Source organism: Hathewaya limosa, assembly GCF_030815255.1.
Taxonomy (GTDB): domain Bacteria; phylum Bacillota; class Clostridia; order Clostridiales; family Clostridiaceae; genus Hathewaya; species Hathewaya limosa.
Map to the genome: position 1 here is coordinate 78,616 of NZ_JAUSWN010000013.1, position 19,063 is coordinate 97,678.

Below are 19,063 nucleotides of genomic sequence, written 5' to 3' on the forward strand. Positions count from 1 at the left end.
AATAAATTTTATATTTTTATTTTAAATTATTTTAAACCTAATTTCTCTATAATCTTGTTTACAATGATGTCAATATATTCTTCTGAAATATCGTTACATTGTGGAGTTGAAACTCCGCCTCTTATTTCTTCTAACTCTCTAACACCCATTGCAACTCTTCTTACGTTTAATAAGTTCATTGGTCCTACGTTATCAGATGTAGCACTTCCACCTACAGCTCCACAGCCTAATGTTAAAGCTGGAACTAAATTAGTTGCTCCACCAATTCCACCTAAAGCTCCTGGTGCATTTACTATTAAACGTGATACTGGAATCTTAACAGCGAAATCTCTGATAACTCCTTGATCTTGAGCATGTAGAACTAATGTATGACCTTTACCTTCATTCATTAATATTTCTACACATCTTTCCACAACTTTATCATAAGATTCTTCACAGTAAAACGCTAAGATTGGAGTTAATTTTTCTCTTGAATATGGATTAGTTTTACCAACAGTATTTTGTTCAGATATTAATACCTTAACTCCTGATGGAATATCTAATCCTGCAAGTTCAGCTAGTACTTTAACACTCTTACCAACTATTTGTGGATTCATTGTTCCATTAGCTCTTAATATGAATCTACCTAATTTTTCTGATTGCTCTTTATTTAAGAAATACGCTCCTTGTCTTTCAAGTTCAGCTTTAACTATTTCTTTCATAGGAGCTTCTACTACTACTGATTGCTCAGAAGCACATATAACACCATTATCAAATGTCTTAGAATCTATAATTCTCTTAACAGCTAACTTTACATCTGCACTCTTATGGATGAATGCTGGACCATTTCCAGGACCAACTCCAATTGCTGGAGTACCAGAACTATAAGCTGCTTTAACCATTGCCTCTCCACCAGTTGCAAGGATTAATGATGTATCTTTGTTTGTCATTAATTCTTGTGTTCCTTCTAATGAAGGCATAGTAGCTGCACTGATTAATCCTTCTGGAGCACCTGCTTTAACAGCTGCCTCAGCAACAACTTTTGTAGCTTCTAATATACAATTTTTTGCATTTGGGTGTGGTGAGAAAACTATTGCGTTTCCTGCTTTCACACTGATTAATGCTTTATATATAACTGTTGAAGTTGGATTTGTAGATGGTATTAAACCAGCTACTACTCCTACTGGAACTGCAACTTCAATAATCTTGTTTTCTTTATCCTCGTTGATTATTCCAACTGTTTTTAGGTCTTTTATTGTGTCATACATATGCTTACTTGCAAATGTATTTTTAATCACCTTGTCTTCCCACTTACCAAAACCTGTTTCTTCATTTGCCATTTTTGCAAGTCTAACTGCTTCTTTTTCTGCAGCTTCGGCCATTGCTCTAACAACTTTATCCACTTGTTCTTGAGTAAATGTTTTAAAAACTTCTTGTGCTTTTTTAGCTTTTGCTATCAATGTTCTTACTTCTTGTATAGAAAATAAATCTCTATCTAAAGTTTGCATCTAGCTACCTCCTCTTCCAGTGTTCAAGAATAGCTTGTATTAACTGTTCTTTTTTACTAAATTTAATCTGTTTTTTTGTCAAAGAAGTTAATTCCATTTTTCTAGCTAATGTTCTTAGCTCTTGAACTCTCATTACTTCAAGTTCTTCTCTAGTTTTTTCTTCTATAACTTCCTCACTAGTGTTGTCCTCGCTATATGCAAGTATTTCTTTATTTGCATCTGTTATCTTTTGTTCATCTAAAACTATCTCTTCTTCTATCTCTGTAACTGTATCTTTCTCTTCATCTTTTGTTTCTACAGCTTCTTTATTTAAAGCTACAACTTTAGTTTCTTCATGTACTATCTTATCTTCTGTTTGTTCATTCTTCTTATCTTTTGTGTTTTCTAACATTGCCCAAATCTCATCATCGGATCTTGCAATGACATGTGTTGTAATAAGAGTTCCCAGTTTTTCTACTGCTGCCCCGGCTGCCTCAACAGCAGCCTTTACAGCAGATACATCACCGGTAATTTCTATGGTAACTCTACCACCTTTAACAAATTCACGGCCTATTAAACTTACATTTGCAGATTTTAATGCAACATCTAAACCTTCTATAGCCCCTACTAGACCATATGTTTCTATTAACCCTAAGGCAGCTCTATTATTATTCATAATTTTTAAGCCTTAATTAGAAATCAGTTGGATTATCTGCTACAAATTTAACAGCTGCTGCAAATGCATCACATGCTGCCTTGCAGGCAGACTGACTTCCAGTTAATAGTGCTCCTCCGAAGTTTGTTTCACTTGGTGGTCCAAAGAATGCTTTCATTTCAACTGCAGCTGCTTTCATTGCTGCATCTAAAGCGTACATTGCTTCAAGTGGAGGTGCTATTAGATATGCAAGAGCTTCTCCTTCTTGAATTCCTGCTGTTTCAGAAAGGTAAGAACCTGTTCTTGAAATACAGTGAGCATAGTATGGAATGCTATCATCATCATTAGCACTATAGAAAGTAGCTTCTCCACCTTCAATAAAGTCAACAACAGCATTTAATCCACTTCTTACCTCTGCTGGACTTGGTCCTGAAATTATACCAATAACTTCTCCTGCTAATTTAGTACTAGCATTACCTGCCCCAGCATACATTGACTTTGCATAAGCAACTTTAACATCTGCTTTTTTAGTTGCATCATCAAGAGCTGTATATGTTACATCATCACAATCTCCTGTGATCATACCAATACTTTTATGTTCATCTGATAAATTTAATTCAGCAGCCATTTCTGGATTTACATTTGGAATTATTTTAACACTTAAAACTGATGGACGAAGTGCATCATTTTTCATAGTTTTTGCCTCCTAAACTATAGTTTTAAATCAAGTCCACTTGCTTTTTTCTCTAACATTATTTTGATTATTTCTGCTATATGAGCACCAGCTTCTACTGGAGGAGTTCCACCTTTATGAATGTTTGATAAAACTGTTCTTCTTGATTCTGGCATACCTACTGTTGCTTTATAAGCTATGTAAGCGCTCATACTTTCAGCTGTAACTAGTCCTGGTCTTTCTCCGATTAATACACATGTTACATCTGCACCAGTTTCTTCAGAAATTTGGTCCATAGCAGCAACTCTTCCGTATTTAACAAAGAATGGAGTTCCAACATCTATACCATAAGCTTCTAAGCCTTGGATTAAAGCTGGTAATACATCTTTAATATTAGCTTCTATAGCTTTTGAACTTAATCCATCTGATACATATATTTGAACTTTAGGATTCTTTTTAATCTTACCATTTAATTTGCTCATTTCTTCTTTAGAAATTTTTCTTCCTAAATCAGGTCTTGTTAAGTATTCATCTTTAGATCCACATAATGTTTTAATTGAGAATAGATTAGCTGATTCTAAAAACTCTTCTGGAACATCTGAGAATACAGAGTCTTGAGCAGCTGCGTGGTCGGCTCTGAATCTTAACATAGTTTCTGTTTTATATCTAGCTCCTGCTCTACCTATACCGATTCTTGCAGGAGTATGTTGTTTCATTTTTAAGTATCCTTCTTTATCAGCAGGATTTTCAACTAATAATTGTGCCTTAATATCAACTTCTGTAATATCTGGAATGATTCCATTTTCATCTACTACAACTTCGCATCTTTTTTCAGAAGCAGTAACGTTTGAACCATTGTTTGATGACATTTCTCCTAAAACTTGTTCTACTAATTTCTTTAAATCATTTTCAGAAAACATATCGTTACCTCCCACTATTTGTTAAGGAATATAGATGCATCCCCAGCATTTTCAGCTAACTGACCATCTTTCATTATTCCATATTTTTCTAACCACTCTTCAAACTCTTTAATTGGTCTTAAACCTAAAGTTTGTCTTAATGCAGCTGATTCATGATATCCTGTACATTGGTAGTTAAGCATGATATCATCACCGTGAGGGATTCCCATGAAATAGTTACATCCTGCTGCTGAAAGTAATACAGCTAAGTTTTCTATATCGTTTTGGTCAGCTTTCATATGGTTAGTGTAACAAGCGTCACATCCCATTGAAATTCCAGTTAATTTACCCATGAAGTGGTCTTCTAAACCAGCTCTGATAACTTGTTTATTATCATATAAATACTCTGGTCCGATAAATCCAACAACTGTGTTAACTATAAATGGATCAAATCTTTTAGCAAATCCATAACATCTAGCTTCCATAGTTACTTGGTCTGCACCATGGTGAGCATCTGAAGATAATTCTGAACCTTGACCAGTTTCAAAATACATTACGTTTGGTCCACATCCTGTACCTTCTTTTAATGCTAATTGTCTAGCTTCTTCAATTAGGCTTCCATTAAGACCGAATGCTTCGTTACCTTTTTCAGAACCAGCTATACTTTGGAATATTAAGTCTGCTGGAGCACCTTGTTTTATAGCTTCCATTTGTGTAGTAACGTGTGCTAATACACAAGTTTGAGTTGGAATTTCAAATTTATTTTTAATTTCATCGAATTTTTCTAATACTCTTTTTACTGATCCTACAGTATCATCAACAGGGTTTAATCCTAATACTGCATCTCCGATACCATATGATAAACCTTCAAATAATGAAGCTACGATACCATCAACATCATCTGTTGGGTGGTTAGGTTGAAGTCTTACTGATAATCTTCCTTCTTCACCGATTGTTGTATTACAGTGAGCTGTAACTCTAATTTTTTTAGCTCCATAAATTAAGTCTAAGTTAGACATTAACTTAGCTACTGCAGCTACCATTTCAGAAGTTAAACCTCTTGAAATTCTCTTAATATCGGCACCTGTAGTGTTGTTATCAAGAATCCACTCTCTTAACTCAGCAACTGTCCAATTCTTGATTTCATTGTAAATTCTTTCATTTACATCATCTTGGATTATTCTAGTTACTTCATCCATCTCATAAGGAACAACTGGATTGTTTCTTAAATCTGCTAATGTTAAGTGGCTTAATACAACTTTAGCTGCAACTCTTTCTTCAGCACTTTGTGGTGCAACACCAGCTAATTTGTCTCCTGACTTTTCTTCATTAGCTTTTGCTAATACATCTTTAACATCTCTGAACTGATACACTTTTCCAAATAATTTAGTTTTTAGTATCACTATGTTCACCTCTCTATAATATTATGAATTAAATACTAAGGTTTTAATTACAACTGGAACAACTTTTCCATTAGCTAATGGCTTACCAATATCTATGTAATCTCCATTTTCAACCTTTATGGAGTCTATACATATGACTTTTTTCTTAAACTTTAAGTCCATGTACATTGTTTGCCCAAGAACCTTTGCAATATCAGATTCTATAATTACAAACACTGGAAAGTCTTTTTCTAATATATCTGCCATTCCATATATTAAAGCTTGTGAAAGCTTTTTAACTTCTTCAAAGCTAGGATTCTTAGAACCCTTAAGCGCAACAGCTACTTGCTGCTGTTCATTATCTAAATTAAACCATTTTAACTTTTCTCTTAATGCATTTCCAATACTATCAAAACCACTTTGTTCATCATCTTCTGACAACTTTAAAATTGGTAGATTCTTAACTGGAAATACATCTTCAGTGTAAGTAATTGTACTACCACTAATATCAGTAGTATGAGAACCTGCACCAACTACAGTAGCTCTAATTGTTTCTACTGCATCTCTAATTTGAATTTTTCTAATTAAATCTGATTTTCTTATTTCTTCACCTAGGATAATTCCTATATCACCATATTTAAATGGATCTCCACTGTTTTCATGATAAACATAATCAGCAACTCCACCTGAGAAAGTTATTGAATTAAAGGTATAACCATCTTTAATTCCTTTTCCTCTTTCTTGATTAGTGATTGAATCGAAATAATCTTCACTTCTATTTTTTAGGGAAACAGATTCTTCTAAGATTCTAGTCATTTCTCTAGCTATTTTTCTTATTGTGTTTTCATCTGCTATTTGACCCTCTTCTATATAAACTCCAATTTTTTGAGCTAACTTCTTAACTTTATGATAAATATAGTAGATTTTTTTTGTTGCAGGATCTATCTTAATAAGTCTTCCTCCAACATCTAAACAACCAGTATCGATTACTTCTCCATTTTTGAATACAACTAGATTCGAAGTACCTCCACCAATATCCATATTTACAACTACTGAATCTTCATCATATGAAATTTTATCTGCTCCAGCACCTTTACCAGCTATAATAGATTCAAGATCTGGTCCTGCTGTAGCCACAACGAAGTCTCCTGCAAAACCACTTAAGCTTTGTAAAACCTCGTTAGCATTTTCTTTTCTTGCAGTTTCACCTGTAATGATTACTGCTCCTGTTTTAACATCACTTGGAGTAATGTTGGCTTTTTTATATTCACTTTCAATTATTTCTTTTACCTTGTTTCCATCTATCTTTGTATTTGAAATTAATGGAGTAAAGTAAATATTACTTCTGTATATTAATTCCTTGTCAACAATCTTAATTCTTGGTATAGAAAAAGTTGTGGCAGTATTTTCAATGGTTATTTTACTAAAAACAAGTTGGGTTGTTGATGTACCAATATCAATACCAACACTTAGTATTTCTTCCCTCACCTTAACAACTTCCTTTCCTAATAATTTGATAGAATATAAAAAGCCTAGAGTTATGCAGTTAGATATAATAATCTAACGGTATATGCTCTAGGCTTCATTGCCTTATGTAACAAACACATCATTGTGTTCACATAATATATTAATTTTTAAAATCAAACACGGCTTTTGTTCCTTGCTCATTAGAAAACAAATTAAGTTCTCCGTGCAATTTATCTGTTACTAATTGTCTAACTATACTTAATCCCAAACTAGTATCCTTTACACTATTTATGTCAAACCCATTACCATTATCAATTACTGATATAGTTGAGTACTTATTTCCTTTATGAATGTTTACCTCTATCTTACCTTTATCTTTATGTTTAAATGCATGTTTGATGGAATTTTGAATCAATTCATTTATTATTAAAGAAACTGATGTAGATGTTTGAGAATTTATACTAAAATCATCACCTGTAACAATTAAATCAATTTGCACATCCTCTATATAACAGTCTCTAAACATACTATATTTTATTCTTTGAATAACATCTTTTATATTTAATTCATCAATTCCTTCTCTTGCTAGAATTTCATGAGTAGCAGCTATACTTAATATTCTATTCATACTTTCATTTAATGCAGACTTAAATTCTTCATTATCTATTCTTCTAGCCTGAAGTCTCAATAAACTTGCAACAGTTTGTAAATTATTTTTGACTCTATGATGGATTTCTTTTATAGCCACTGATTTTAAAATCAACTCTTTTTCTTGTTCCTTAACATAAGTTATATCCTTAATTAGCATAGCTAAATTAAAGTTCTTATTATTTTGAAAAACATACTTCACTTGAAATACCATATCATTTATGCTAACCTCATATGAAGAAACTTGTTTATTTTCAGTCAATTCACTAAATTTGTGATCATTTAAAGAAATATTATTAAAATCCATACCAATTAAATCTTCTTTATACCCTAACTCTTTATACAGTTTATCTGCCATTGGATTCTTAAATCTCACAATACCATTTTCATCAAAAATAATAATGGCATCATCTATATGATAAGTTATATTATTATCCTCATGACTTATATACTTTTTTTGTTCCTTTTCAACTGTTTTTTCAGTTAAAATATTAGTTAGCGTTTCATTAGTTTCTGCCAATATTTCAATTCTTCTACTAGCATCGATTATTTCTTTTTCATCTTTTTCTATAATTAATGCCCCTACAGTTTTACCTGTTTTATTTTTAATAGGTTCAACTGTTTGTTTAGTATTAATATTTTCTTGCGTTATCCCTTTTACATCTTTAGTTGGCATTCCTATTTCCATGGTTCTAATAACCGCTGGTTCATTTTCCCTTAATGCCAATTGCCCTACAACATTCTTACTATACAAGGACTTGCAATAACAGGGTTTAGCTTGTGCCACTACTATAGCCTTGCCATTTTCTTTTGTTGGACAATCTATAAAAACATCTGCCTTCACTAAATCTGATATAAATTGTAATGTATTAGATATATGTTCTATTATGCCTATATCCTCATCTTTTAGATAAGTATATGCTTTGCATAATTCTTTAATATCCATATTCATTTCCCCCATTTGCATCAATTAAGTATTAACCTAATCGCTCATAATGATTATCTCTGAAATTTCCCTCATGGACACTCTTTTATCCATACTTAATTTTCTCAAATAAGCGTAAGCATCATCTTCATTAACACATCTTTGTTTCATTAAAATTCCTTTAGCTTTTTCTATAAGCTTTCTGGATTCTAATTTATCTTGTGCAGTTTTAGCCTCTTTTTTTAAACTTTTAAACTCTTGTCCTTTTGATAGTGCAATTTCCACTGCTGGTAAAAGTGCCCTATCATCTATTGGTTTTACTAAATATCCTATAACCCCTACCTCTTTAGCCTTTTTTATAAAAGTTTTATCACTATAGGCAGTTAATAAAATAATAGCATCAGCCAATTGTTCTTCATTGATAATTTTACAAGCATTAATCCCATCTAAAAGCGGCATTTTTATGTCCATAATTATTAGCTCAGGTCTATGTTTTCTACAAAGTTCTATGGCATCAAATCCGTCAGAAGCTTCTGCTACAACATTGTACCCCTCTACTTCTAACATTTCTCTCAAATCCATTCTTGTAATAGGTTCATCATCGGCTATTACAATCTTTTTACCCATTTATTCCACCTCTCTCAATAAAGATAAGAACTGAAGAAGAATTTTTCATTATCCTATATTATGCATAGTATAAATACATTTTATTTGTATTTTCGACTTTTTTTATTCTGTACTTACATTTTAACATACTTTTGTTTAAAAAATACATAAAAATTTTTGATATTTTCATATATTTTTTGATTTTCTATTTATCATTTAAAAAATCTACTAATTCTTCTATTCCTTCATTTTTAAGAGAATTTATTTTAAAAATCTTTTGTACACCTGCAATTTTTAAAAATTGTTCAGCTCTTTTAATATTTTCCTCATTATTACATTGATCTATCTTTGTAATAATTCCAACTACTGGTTTAGGAAACATACTTCCAAAGCTAGGTGGAAAAATGCTATTGGACTGAGTACAATCTTGTAGAAGTCCTATAACGTCACTATCTGCAGAAGTTACAATTAAAGCCTTATAATAGCCTCTATTTTCTATATATTCACCTGGTGTATCAATGCTATTTTCTCCATAGCTTAATGCTTGTGTTTTTTTATAATCAATCTTTTCATTATGTAAAACTTGAGTTAAGGTCGTTTTACCACACCCTGTTTTACCAACTAGCATAATTTTTTTCACCAGATTTACCTCCTACGACCTAGTTATATTTGATGCAGAAAATTGTAATACTGAAGTTAACATGTTGATAACTTCTTTTAATGCTGCCTCTACACTTGAAACATCTCCTGTGATAACTAAAGAACCACTAAATCTATCTACAAATCCAATTTCAACTCCTGCTGCCTTTGTAGAAACATCTGCAGCTATTATAGCAGCTTCACTAGGAGTTATTGTTAATATTCCTATAGCCTCACTATTATCTTCTAAAAGACCAAGTTTAGTATAAATATTTTTATTTGGATGTGCAATTAAGTGTGCCAAGGTAATCTGTTTTCCTGGAACATACTCTTGTATAATCCTTTGCTTATCTTCCATGTTATTTACCTCACTCGCAATTTAATCTTTTTTACTTTCTTTTTTAGTTTTCCTTAAATAACTTTTTTTATTATAAACATGCATCTTCGCAAAGCAAAAAAATAAAGGCTTAATAAAAATATATAAAATATTTTCATTAAGCCTCGTCGCTTCTAATTAACACAGACACACCCTTGTATCTGTAACTATTAACTTTAAACAATTACTATACCTAAATTATAGTTCAAAGTTAATATTTTGTCAATATTTTTTATTAAAAATACACAATTAAAATGATTTATCTTCCATTATATGATTTTATAAACAATTCCTCTAACTCATTTACAGTTGGAATTCTTGGATTAGTTGGTGTACATCCATCTTTTAAAGCTACCTCTGACATTTCTTTCACAAGACTATTGAACTCTTCTGTACTTACACCAGTATCTTTAATTTTAGCTGGTACTCCTAAACTCTTGATTAGATTTTGAATACCTTCTATTAAACATCTAACTCCCTCTTTAACATTACATGAACGAGTTAAGTTTAAAAATCTAGCAATTTCGGCATATCTTTCAGCAGCTCTTGTGTAATCTTTTGTATAAGTAGTTTTTAAATCAGCATTATATTCAATTACATAAGGTAATAATACTGCATTAGCTCTACCATGAGGTATATGGAATTTTCCACCTAAAATATGTGCCATACTATGATTAATTCCTAATGAGGCATTAGTAAATGCTAAACCAGCAATACATGAAGCATTGTGCATTTTTTGTCTAGCTTCTTCATCTGATCCTTCTTTATAAGCCTTTGGTAAATATTCAAAAACCGTCTTAATAGCTTTTTCTGCTAAAGCATCTGTAAAATCAGTAGCTTGTGTTGATACATATGCTTCTATAGCATGCGTTAAAACATCTAATCCTGTATCCGCAGTTATTCCCGCTGGAACTGACTTAACTAAATTAGCATCTAATATTGCTACATCTGGTAACATATTCTGATCAACTAAAGGATATTTTACATTAGCAACTTTATCAGTAATAACTGAGAATGAAGTTACCTCAGATCCTGTACCACTTGTTGTTGGAATAGCTATAAACATAGGATCTTTTGCTTCTATATTTCCACTTATTCCTCTTTTAACTATTCCTCTAAATTGTCTAATAGCCTTAGAAGCATCTATAGCGGATCCTCCACCTAAAGTTATCATAACATCTGGATCACAAGCATCCATAACTTTCATACCTTTAGCGACTAATTCAATTGGTGGATCCGGAACTATATCTGAGAATACTTCATATTCTATTCCAGCCTTCTCCAATTGAATTGTAACATTATTTATAGTACCTGATTTAACCATAAATGGATCTGTTACTACAAAAGCTTTTTTACACTTTAATGTACTTAAAAATTCTAGCGAACCCGCTCCAAAATATACTTGTGGTTTAACACTAAAGTTTTCCATCATATCACTCCTTAGAAATTTATATTAAGCTATTTACATAATAAGCCTTAATAATTATTTGATTTTAAGTAATAAACTAATGACTATTTATATAAAAATAAAAGCTTCCTAAGGACCTTTTTTTCCTTAAGAAGCTTCATTGCTCTCTCATATAAAAATAAAATACATCGTTGTATTTACATGCTACTTATTTAATTTTAATCATAATCAAAATATGCATAATTATTATTAATTCTAAGTATCATATTACTTGATTATTTTTCTTCAAATTTTTTTATTTATACTTTTAAACAAATTGTACATGTTATAATTTTATTATTGTAACTTATAATTGTCAATAATTATAAGTTTATTTAAAAACCCTTTTTCACCCTTCTAAAAAGATTTTTCTTATAATAACTTTAGAAAGTTATCTATTTCTCCCATATTTATATGTTTTTTAGGAATATATGCTGGGATCTTATCTTTAAGAGGAGTTTCAAATTTTATATATACATCATTATCTTCAGTAATATTTATGCTATTTTTATTTAATTTTATTACAGATTTTCCACTTAGAATTCCAATATTGCCATCACTACACAAACTTATTAAAACATTTTCTTCCACTATATTATTAGTCTTTAACAAATATCCTACATATGGATAAAAAACATAGAAAATGCATAAGCCGATAAATGCAATAGAAATTGCTATATTTATTTTAATAGACATTATAGCCATAACTCCAAAAATAGCTATATATGCTATATTACTTTTCTTAGAATAATATTCTTTTATATAAATTTTTTTATAATCTTCTTTATTAATACTATATGATAAAATTTTCCTTCCATTTTTACATTGATTTTCCAAGTTATTTTCCATTCCACCATGCTTTTGTATATTATCATTTAATGTATCTATAAATTCATTTAAGTTCCCTTGTAAAATTCTATCCTTTGGAATTAGGATCTCCTTAAGTATTTCTCCATTTTTAGTTATAGGTACTATTCTCACATAATATTTATCTTCGTTAATAGCACTTATATTTTTGTAATGTAATTTATTTTTTTCTTCTTTTTTCTCCATTTCTTCTTTTATAATTAAAGATTTTTCTTCTAATTTCATAGTTATGGTTTTATTTTTAACACGTATTATATTAGTAGTTAAAATTGCATAAGGAAAAATAACATAAAACACACCAAATCCCATAAGTAAACTTCCTAAAAAAGTAGAAAAATTCATGTGTCTTAATATAAATCCTATCAAAATTAATCCAGGACCCAATAAAATCTGGATCTTATTTTCATAAAATTGTTTCAAAGCCTTGGTGTACACATCTTTTTTCTTAATATTATAAACAATCTTATTATTTGTATTTTTTTCTAATCTTTTTTCCATATTAATCCCTCTAAATTTTTTTTCTATTTTTATATTATATTTTTTTATTTATACACTACACAATATCTCGTATTTAAATCATTATATCATAAATTTAATTTATCATGGTGTTTTAATATTATTTTTTGCATTATTTTAATTATATCAGTCGATATTTGTCGCATAATTCTAAAATTTGATTTCTGTTTTTTTATATGTTAAAATGCTTTTATATTTTAATTAAAAACGGAAATAAAAAAATTAAAAGTTGCTAAAAACCTAAAAAAATTAGAAGGGAGATGAAAAAAATGAATTTTTTACAAAACCTTGTTGCACAAACAAATAATTTACTTTGGTCTTTTATATTAATAATAATGTTAATTGGGTTAGGCTTATTCTTTTCTTATAAACTAAAGTTTGTACAATTTAGATACCTAAAAGAAATGTTTAGTTTACTTGGTAAAAGTGCCGTTAATAAGTCTAAACATTCTGAAGGAATTTCTTCATTTCAAGCCTTTTGCATTAGTACGGCATCTAGAGTTGGTACTGGAAATTTAGCCGGTGTTGCTATTGCTATATCATTAGGTGGTCCTGGCGCTATTTTTTGGATGTGGTTAATTGCATTAATAGGAGGGGCTTCTAGTTTTGTTGAAAGTACCTTAGCACAAATTTTTAAGGTTAAAAATAAAGATGGATATAGAGGTGGACCAGCCTATTACATGGAAAAAGGTTTAAATAAACGTTGGATGGGAATACTATTTTCCATATTAATTACGATATGTTTTGGACTTATCTTTAATTCAGTTCAATCAAATACAATTTCCCTTGCTTTTAAGGAAGCTTTTGGAATGGATACTCATCTAACTGGTATAATACTAACTATTTTAACTGCTTCTGTAATATTTGGTGGAGTACAAAGAATTGCTAAAGTAACAGAGATAATTGTTCCCGTAATGGCTATAGCATATGTATTAATTGCCTTATTCGTAATAGGTAAAAATATAAGTTTAATACCATCAGTATTTAAACTTATATTTGAAAATGCTTTTGGATTTAATGAAATAGTTGGTGGAACTCTTGGTGGTGCTATAATGTTGGGAATTAAAAGAGGATTGTTTTCAAATGAGGCTGGTATGGGTAGTGCTCCAAATGCGGCTGCAACAGCAGAAGTTGAACATCCTATCCATCAAGGTCTAATTCAAACTTTAGGTGTATTTACTGATACTATTTTAATATGTTCTGCAACAGCATTTATCATATTACTTTCAGGCGTTTATACAAATCAAAATTTAACTGGAATTCAATTAACTCAAAATGCTCTTAGTTCACAAGTAGGTTCTTGGGGCAATATATTTATAGCAATTTGTATATTCCTATTTGCATATAGTTCTATACTAGGCAATTACTATTATGGTGAAAGTAATATAGAATTTATTAAAACAAATAAACTTTGGTTAATCATTTATAGATTATTTGTTGTTATAATGGTTATGGCTGGTTCTATATTACAAATTCAAATTGTTTGGGATATGGCTGACTTGTTTATGGGACTTATGGCTATATTAAATCTTATAGCTATTGCTTTATTATCAAAAATTGTTTTTAAAACACTTAAACAATATGAAGAACAAAAAGCTAATGGCCAACCTATAAAATTTGACCCTAAAAAAATAGATTGTTTAAAAGATAAAAATTTAGATTGTTGGAAATAACTTATTTAAAAAGGATTTAAGAATTTTTTTCTTAAATCCTTTTATTATAAAAAAATAGTCAGCCAAAGCTGACTAAAATAAGGGAATACTTCGTATGTTTTTTTATCGGTCCTAACAATTTTTATTCTTGTCACTTTTTATGTCACGTTAAATTATGCTTTTTAAGTTCAAGATTTTCCTTGAACCCTTAATTATTGTATATATAAAATATTAATTGTATTTTAAAATTTCATTAATTTTCTGTAAACTAACTGGATTATATAAAAATCATCTAGGTAAATTTTATCTATTAGATATTTACTGATATTTTCAGTTACTTATTGGTACTTTCACTATCTTCTTATCTTAAATAAAGAAACCTTTTCATTTAAAATTACTTCACAAATAATTAATACAATTCCAAATAACATATATATATCCTTTAAATCTAAAAGTACATTATTTGCTAAATTAATATAGTCTAAACTTCCTCCCCAAAATATTTTATCTATTAAAGAAGAAATTAGTCCAGCTGAAGTAAATATTATAAACCAATCACTCCAAAAACTCTTTCCATATTTTTTTATATGTACATTATATATAACTATACTAAATATAAACATAAAAATATTTATACAAATTAAAACCTTCATACTAATATTTTTATTAAGGAAAGAACCATATGAAGATGCAAATTCATTTCTCATTGGATATATTAAATTACCATGAAAATTTAATCCTTTGATATTAACTATATAGGCTAATAATACTTTTATAAACTCATCAATAACAGTAAGTAATATAGTATATAAAATCAATAAATTTCTTTTACATCCATTTTTATATTTAGTACCCAATATAAAAAATATTATACCACTAATAGGTAACAACAGAAATAATATTAATTTTTCTTTCATTATTACTCCTTTCCGCTCTTTTTATTTCCACTTTTTAACTTTATTTTACCATATTTTGTATGTTGTTTTGTGTAATATTGTATTCTAAATAAAAAAAAATATTTGTGCTAATATTACAAAAAAATATTGCACATAAAAAAAAATCACAAAGTTTTTAAACCTTATGATTTAACATTTATACATATATATACTTTTTTGTATTTTTCACTAGAACTTTAGTAACAAAGACTACGCTTGAAATTTAATTTAATTGTGTTTTATTTAAATTTTATTACTCCAAGGGCTACCCCTAAAATAGATATGCAATCTTCTTCATTAATATTAATAGGATTATACTTATTATTTTCTGGAAGTAATTGCACTCTTTGTTTATCTATATATAATCTTTTAAGTGTAGCACTACCATCTAATTCTACAGCAACTATATCTTTATTCTCTGCAATAGATTGCTTTCTAATAACTACATAATCTCCATTATTAATATTAGCATTTATCATACTATCTCCTTTTACTTTAAGAATAAAACATTCTTTTTGACCCTTAAACCAATACTTAGGCAAATAAAATTTGCCTTCTTGCTCTGAAGAAATCATAATAGGTTGACCTGCCGCAATATTGCTATATACTGGAATATCTCTTAATTCTTCTCTAGCATATTCTTCTTCTTCTCCACCATTCATTACTATAATGTCATCTATATTTGCATAGTCACGCATAAATTCAAATTCTTTTCTATGTTTTATATCAACAAATTCAAATCTTTCCATAAGATCAATTTTACTTTGTTTTATATTTTTATTTTTTTTCACTTCAATTTCTTCTTTAAAATTAAATCTTCTAGTGATTTTCCCCAAATTCTTAAGCGTAACTCGTTTACCTTGCATCATACACGAATAAGGAATATCAGATAGATTATGCATAATATAAATTTCATCACTATAATTTTTTTTATTGACTATAGAATTAACAAGCTTTAATTCTAATAAACTCAATTGCTCACAATAATCAACTATAATATGTACATAGAATTTATACTGGCTATTTATAATAAAATAAATCATGTCTTCATAATCTATATATCCTTCTTGTTGTATAATCTCATTATATCGTTCTAAGATCTTATAAATTATCTCTCTTGCCTTAGAACCCTTATTTAATCTATACTTCTTAGCATTTTTCCCAGATCTTTTACAAGTAAAATATTCTTCTTTACATGTAAATCCCATATTTTTAATCCAATAAATTTCTTCTTCTATAAAACTTATATCAGCTAACCTAATAAATTTAATATTTTTATACTCATTACTAAGATTTTTTAAAATTTCTTGTACAACTCTATCTTTATCTGTATCTTCAATTATTTTTTTGTTTTCTATATTATTTAAATTCCTTAATTTATTATAAGTTTCATATACAAATTCTTTTAGATTAAAAAACTCAATATCCTTATTCATTAAAGAAAAAATACTTATGTTTTTAAATATATTTTCTTTTTGTATGTTAGATATCATTGCTTCTATATTATATTCTTTTTTTATTTCTTCATTCTTATTGCAATTTAAATATAATATTCTATCCTCATCATATAAACTATATTTGTTTTTTAAAACTAAAGCCCTAGCTATAGCTGAAATAGATTTTCCGCTATTATCTACTCCTTTTATAAACTTTTTTCCTACGGTTTTACAATATATTACTTTCATCTGATTTTTGGTAAATATCATAAAATCCCCTCCTAATACATGATATTTTACCATATTTATTGCTTATTTTTTTACTTTTTAGCACAATTTATAATATATTTATTATTTTTATACTATAAAACTTAGTTTTAAAGTTATTTTTAAAATTTATAAATAGATTTCCTTTTAAAATATATAAGTTTATATTTTAAAAGGAAATCTTGCATATATAAGATATTTTATTTATTATATTAAATAGGTTAGTCTATCAGCTAATGTTAAATTACCTACATTCCATTCCCTTTTATTACAATCTATATTTTTATAGCTAAAGTTACATCTCTTAACAAATTCAAAAAATTTATCATCTAACCATGGTGGTGTCCATGCCCCTGATCTACAAATGTGTATTGCACTTATATCTCGTTTAATATTATTATTATTATTAAAATTACATTTAAATTTTTTAAACTGAACATCATACTTATTTGTTATTTCTTCAAATTCTTCTTTACATTCCATCGTATATTTACTATAAATTATTTTTGCCTTTTTTACACTTCCTTCCTTTAGTAACTTTCCTAACCAATTAGCACAGTTTACCTCATAATCTAATGACTGTACGCCTCCATATCCCAAATCCGAATGAGCATCAAAAGAAATTACTTCTGTACAATTATATTTTTTAGCTATCTCATACGATATCTTATGAGATTCAGAAATATAAACTGGCATAGATGTTGTAAATGAAAAAAGTTTTTTTATATTTTTCCAAAATTCCTTTGCTTCTTTATCTACATATAAATATTTTTCTATATTTTCACCACATTGCTCACCCTTTATATACCTTTTATACCAAAGACCTATTATATTTCTCCTATTTTCTATATAAGAGCCTGTCCATTCTTTTTTAATAGGAATAAAATAATCCCAATCAATGCTTAAAAGTATATTATTCAACAAATCACCATCCTAAAATCATATTTATAAAGAATCAATAAACAGAATATTTAAATCATTATATAAATAATACCTCTTTTTTAAAATGTTATATAAGATTCTATGATTTATTTAAACAATATTTAAGCTTTATTTAATCTTTATTTACACTTAATATAAATCATAATAAAAAGGATCTTTAAATTATTAAAAATTTAAAGATCCTTTTTATTATTTATATTAATTATCATTATTTGAAGCAAATCTTAAAAGATATAAAAATATGTTAATAAAATCCAAGTACAATTCTAATGCGGCAATTATAGTAAATCTACTTACATCATTTGAATTCATATAGTACGCTTGCTCATGAAAATATTTTATTTTTTGCATATCATAGGCTGTTAAACCTGAAAAAAGTAACATTCCAAATATAGAAATTGTTAGATTTAATCCCTTCAATGGTAGAAAAATATTTACCAAGCTTACAATTAATAATCCTATTAATGACATAGTTAAAAACTGTCCAAACATACTTAAATCTTTTTTGGTAGTCATTCCAACCATAGCACTACTGGCAAACATCAATGCAGCTATTATAAATACCGTTCCTATTGTAGTTAAATCATATAGAACAAAGATAGTTGCAAAAGTAATTCCATTTAAAGCGGAATATATTAAAAACCAAGATGTAGCCTTGGCAGGACTCATTTTTGACACTTTACTTCTTAAATATATAACAACTCCCAGTTCCAAGAACATAGCTACTAACATTGTTGTAAAGCTTATATATCTTAGGTAATTACTTGCCAACATACCTGTACCATAAGTAACTAACAATCCTAATGCCATAACTAATAAAGTTTTTGATATGAATTTTGATTGACTTAATCTATACTCCATAATCGTTACCTCCTTATTTATAGATTATTATATCATATAGTATAACCTTATATTTTAAAATTTTAGCAAATAATATATTAACTTTAATTAATTACTCACATAAAATTGAAAAGTTCTTTAAAATTAAAAATCCTATAGTAATAAATTACTATAGGATTCTTACCTGGCGATGTCCTACTCTCCCACAAGGCTGCCCCTGCAGTACCATCGGCGCTCTAAAGCTTAACCTGCCTGTTCGGTATGGAAAGGAGTGTTACCTTTATGCCATTATCACCAGATCTACTTACAATATTATGCTAGAGAGATTGCTCTCTCAAAATTGTATAATGAATATTTATTTGGTCAAGTCCTCGACCTATTAGTATGAGTCAGCTGAACATGTTACCACGCTTACACCTCTCACC

Annotated in this window: 17 protein-coding genes and 1 rRNA gene; 1 reads left to right on the forward strand and 17 read right to left on the reverse strand. The window is 28.7% G+C overall.

Features of this window, described 5'->3' with window-relative positions; all coding sequences use genetic code 11:
• Nucleotides 1-26: 26 nt before the first annotated feature.
• From QOZ93_RS08660 to QOZ93_RS08715, 12 genes are all read right to left on the reverse strand, one after another.
• Nucleotides 27-1,487 carry an acetaldehyde dehydrogenase (acetylating) gene (locus tag QOZ93_RS08660; RefSeq protein WP_111940824.1) on the reverse strand — a complete coding sequence of 487 codons (1,461 nt, stop codon included), beginning with the start codon at nt 1,485-1,487 and terminating at the stop codon, nt 27-29.
• A gap of 4 nt (nt 1,488-1,491) precedes the next feature.
• A complete protein-coding gene (locus QOZ93_RS08665; RefSeq protein WP_307355916.1) occupies nt 1,492-2,142 on the reverse strand; it encodes a BMC domain-containing protein in 651 nt (216 codons plus the stop codon).
• Between the two features lie 16 nt (nt 2,143-2,158).
• Nucleotides 2,159-2,815, reverse strand: a complete 657-nt coding sequence (gene eutL / locus QOZ93_RS08670) for an ethanolamine utilization microcompartment protein EutL (RefSeq protein WP_307355917.1) — start codon at nt 2,813-2,815, stop codon at nt 2,159-2,161.
• A gap of 17 nt (nt 2,816-2,832) precedes the next feature.
• Nucleotides 2,833-3,714 carry an ethanolamine ammonia-lyase subunit EutC gene (gene eutC, locus QOZ93_RS08675; RefSeq protein ID WP_307355918.1) on the reverse strand — a complete coding sequence of 294 codons (882 nt, stop codon included), beginning with the start codon at nt 3,712-3,714 and terminating at the stop codon, nt 2,833-2,835.
• A 14-nt stretch (nt 3,715-3,728) separates the two neighbouring features.
• Nucleotides 3,729-5,096, reverse strand: coding sequence for an ethanolamine ammonia-lyase subunit EutB (locus QOZ93_RS08680; protein WP_307355919.1), 1,368 nt, complete (start codon nt 5,094-5,096; stop codon nt 3,729-3,731).
• 21 nt (nt 5,097-5,117) lie between these two features.
• The gene (eutA, locus tag QOZ93_RS08685) at nt 5,118-6,563 is read right to left on the reverse strand and encodes an ethanolamine ammonia-lyase reactivating factor EutA (protein ID WP_307355920.1); all 1,446 of its coding nucleotides are present in this window, start codon (nt 6,561-6,563) and stop codon (nt 5,118-5,120) included.
• Between the two features lie 139 nt (nt 6,564-6,702).
• Nucleotides 6,703-8,136: a sensor histidine kinase gene (locus QOZ93_RS08690; protein ID WP_307355921.1), complete on the reverse strand. Its 1,434-nt coding sequence runs from the start codon at nt 8,134-8,136 to the stop codon at nt 6,703-6,705.
• A 36-nt stretch (nt 8,137-8,172) separates the two neighbouring features.
• Nucleotides 8,173-8,742 carry an ANTAR domain-containing response regulator gene (locus tag QOZ93_RS08695; RefSeq protein ID WP_111940810.1) on the reverse strand — a complete coding sequence of 190 codons (570 nt, stop codon included), beginning with the start codon at nt 8,740-8,742 and terminating at the stop codon, nt 8,173-8,175.
• A gap of 184 nt (nt 8,743-8,926) precedes the next feature.
• Nucleotides 8,927-9,361, reverse strand: coding sequence for a EutP/PduV family microcompartment system protein (locus QOZ93_RS08700; RefSeq protein ID WP_111940808.1), 435 nt, complete (start codon nt 9,359-9,361; stop codon nt 8,927-8,929).
• Between the two features lie 12 nt (nt 9,362-9,373).
• Nucleotides 9,374-9,718, reverse strand: a complete 345-nt coding sequence (gene eutS / locus QOZ93_RS08705) for an ethanolamine utilization microcompartment protein EutS (RefSeq protein ID WP_111940806.1) — start codon at nt 9,716-9,718, stop codon at nt 9,374-9,376.
• 277 nt (nt 9,719-9,995) lie between these two features.
• A complete protein-coding gene (locus QOZ93_RS08710; RefSeq protein WP_307355922.1) occupies nt 9,996-11,165 on the reverse strand; it encodes a 1-propanol dehydrogenase PduQ in 1,170 nt (389 codons plus the stop codon).
• A 390-nt stretch (nt 11,166-11,555) separates the two neighbouring features.
• Entirely contained in the window at nt 11,556-12,548 is a 993-nt protein-coding gene (locus QOZ93_RS08715; RefSeq protein WP_307355923.1) for a hypothetical protein, read from the reverse strand.
• Between the two features lie 287 nt (nt 12,549-12,835).
• Between QOZ93_RS08715 and QOZ93_RS08720 the strand changes: the two genes are divergently transcribed.
• Nucleotides 12,836-14,239 (forward strand): alanine/glycine:cation symporter family protein, encoded by a 1,404-nt coding sequence (locus QOZ93_RS08720; RefSeq protein ID WP_307355924.1) that lies wholly within the window; start codon nt 12,836-12,838, stop codon nt 14,237-14,239.
• Nucleotides 14,240-14,571: 332 nt separating this feature from the next.
• Here QOZ93_RS08720 and QOZ93_RS08725 read toward each other — a convergent pair whose 3' ends face one another.
• The 5 genes from QOZ93_RS08725 to rrf form a co-directional block, all read right to left on the reverse strand.
• Complete coding sequence (locus QOZ93_RS08725; protein WP_307355925.1) at nt 14,572-15,135, reverse strand: signal peptidase II; 564 nt, start codon at nt 15,133-15,135, stop codon at nt 14,572-14,574.
• 257 nt (nt 15,136-15,392) lie between these two features.
• Nucleotides 15,393-16,859: a LexA family protein gene (locus QOZ93_RS08730; protein WP_307355926.1), complete on the reverse strand. Its 1,467-nt coding sequence runs from the start codon at nt 16,857-16,859 to the stop codon at nt 15,393-15,395.
• Nucleotides 16,860-17,063: 204 nt separating this feature from the next.
• Nucleotides 17,064-17,777, reverse strand: a complete 714-nt coding sequence (locus tag QOZ93_RS08735; RefSeq protein ID WP_307355927.1) for an arginase — start codon at nt 17,775-17,777, stop codon at nt 17,064-17,066.
• Nucleotides 17,778-17,996: 219 nt separating this feature from the next.
• Complete coding sequence (locus tag QOZ93_RS08740; RefSeq protein ID WP_307355928.1) at nt 17,997-18,659, reverse strand: Bax inhibitor-1/YccA family protein; 663 nt, start codon at nt 18,657-18,659, stop codon at nt 17,997-17,999.
• Between the two features lie 161 nt (nt 18,660-18,820).
• Nucleotides 18,821-18,937: ribosomal RNA gene (gene rrf, locus QOZ93_RS08745) — 5S ribosomal RNA — on the reverse strand.
• Nucleotides 18,938-19,063: the final 126 nt, after the last annotated feature.

Excerpts from the sequence above, each read along its gene's own strand:
- QOZ93_RS08660 (WP_111940824.1), bottom strand. The coding sequence starts at position 1,487 with ATGCAAACTTTAGATAGAGATTTATTTTCTATACAAGAAGTAAGAACA.
- QOZ93_RS08665 (WP_307355916.1), bottom strand. The coding sequence starts at position 2,142 with ATGAATAATAATAGAGCTGCCTTAGGGTTAATAGAAACATATGGTCTA.
- eutL (WP_307355917.1), bottom strand. The coding sequence starts at position 2,815 with ATGAAAAATGATGCACTTCGTCCATCAGTTTTAAGTGTTAAAATAATT.
- eutC (WP_307355918.1), bottom strand. The coding sequence starts at position 3,714 with ATGTTTTCTGAAAATGATTTAAAGAAATTAGTAGAACAAGTTTTAGGA.
- QOZ93_RS08690 (WP_307355921.1), bottom strand. The coding sequence starts at position 8,136 with ATGGATATTAAAGAATTATGCAAAGCATATACTTATCTAAAAGATGAG.
- QOZ93_RS08695 (WP_111940810.1), bottom strand. The coding sequence starts at position 8,742 with ATGGGTAAAAAGATTGTAATAGCCGATGATGAACCTATTACAAGAATG.
- eutS (WP_111940806.1), bottom strand. The coding sequence starts at position 9,718 with ATGGAAGATAAGCAAAGGATTATACAAGAGTATGTTCCAGGAAAACAG.
- QOZ93_RS08710 (WP_307355922.1), bottom strand. The coding sequence starts at position 11,165 with ATGGAAAACTTTAGTGTTAAACCACAAGTATATTTTGGAGCGGGTTCG.
- QOZ93_RS08715 (WP_307355923.1), bottom strand. The coding sequence starts at position 12,548 with ATGGAAAAAAGATTAGAAAAAAATACAAATAATAAGATTGTTTATAAT.
- QOZ93_RS08720 (WP_307355924.1), top strand. The coding sequence starts at position 12,836 with ATGAATTTTTTACAAAACCTTGTTGCACAAACAAATAATTTACTTTGG.
- QOZ93_RS08725 (WP_307355925.1), bottom strand. The coding sequence starts at position 15,135 with ATGAAAGAAAAATTAATATTATTTCTGTTGTTACCTATTAGTGGTATA.
- QOZ93_RS08730 (WP_307355926.1), bottom strand. The coding sequence starts at position 16,859 with ATGATATTTACCAAAAATCAGATGAAAGTAATATATTGTAAAACCGTA.
- QOZ93_RS08740 (WP_307355928.1), bottom strand. The coding sequence starts at position 18,659 with ATGGAGTATAGATTAAGTCAATCAAAATTCATATCAAAAACTTTATTA.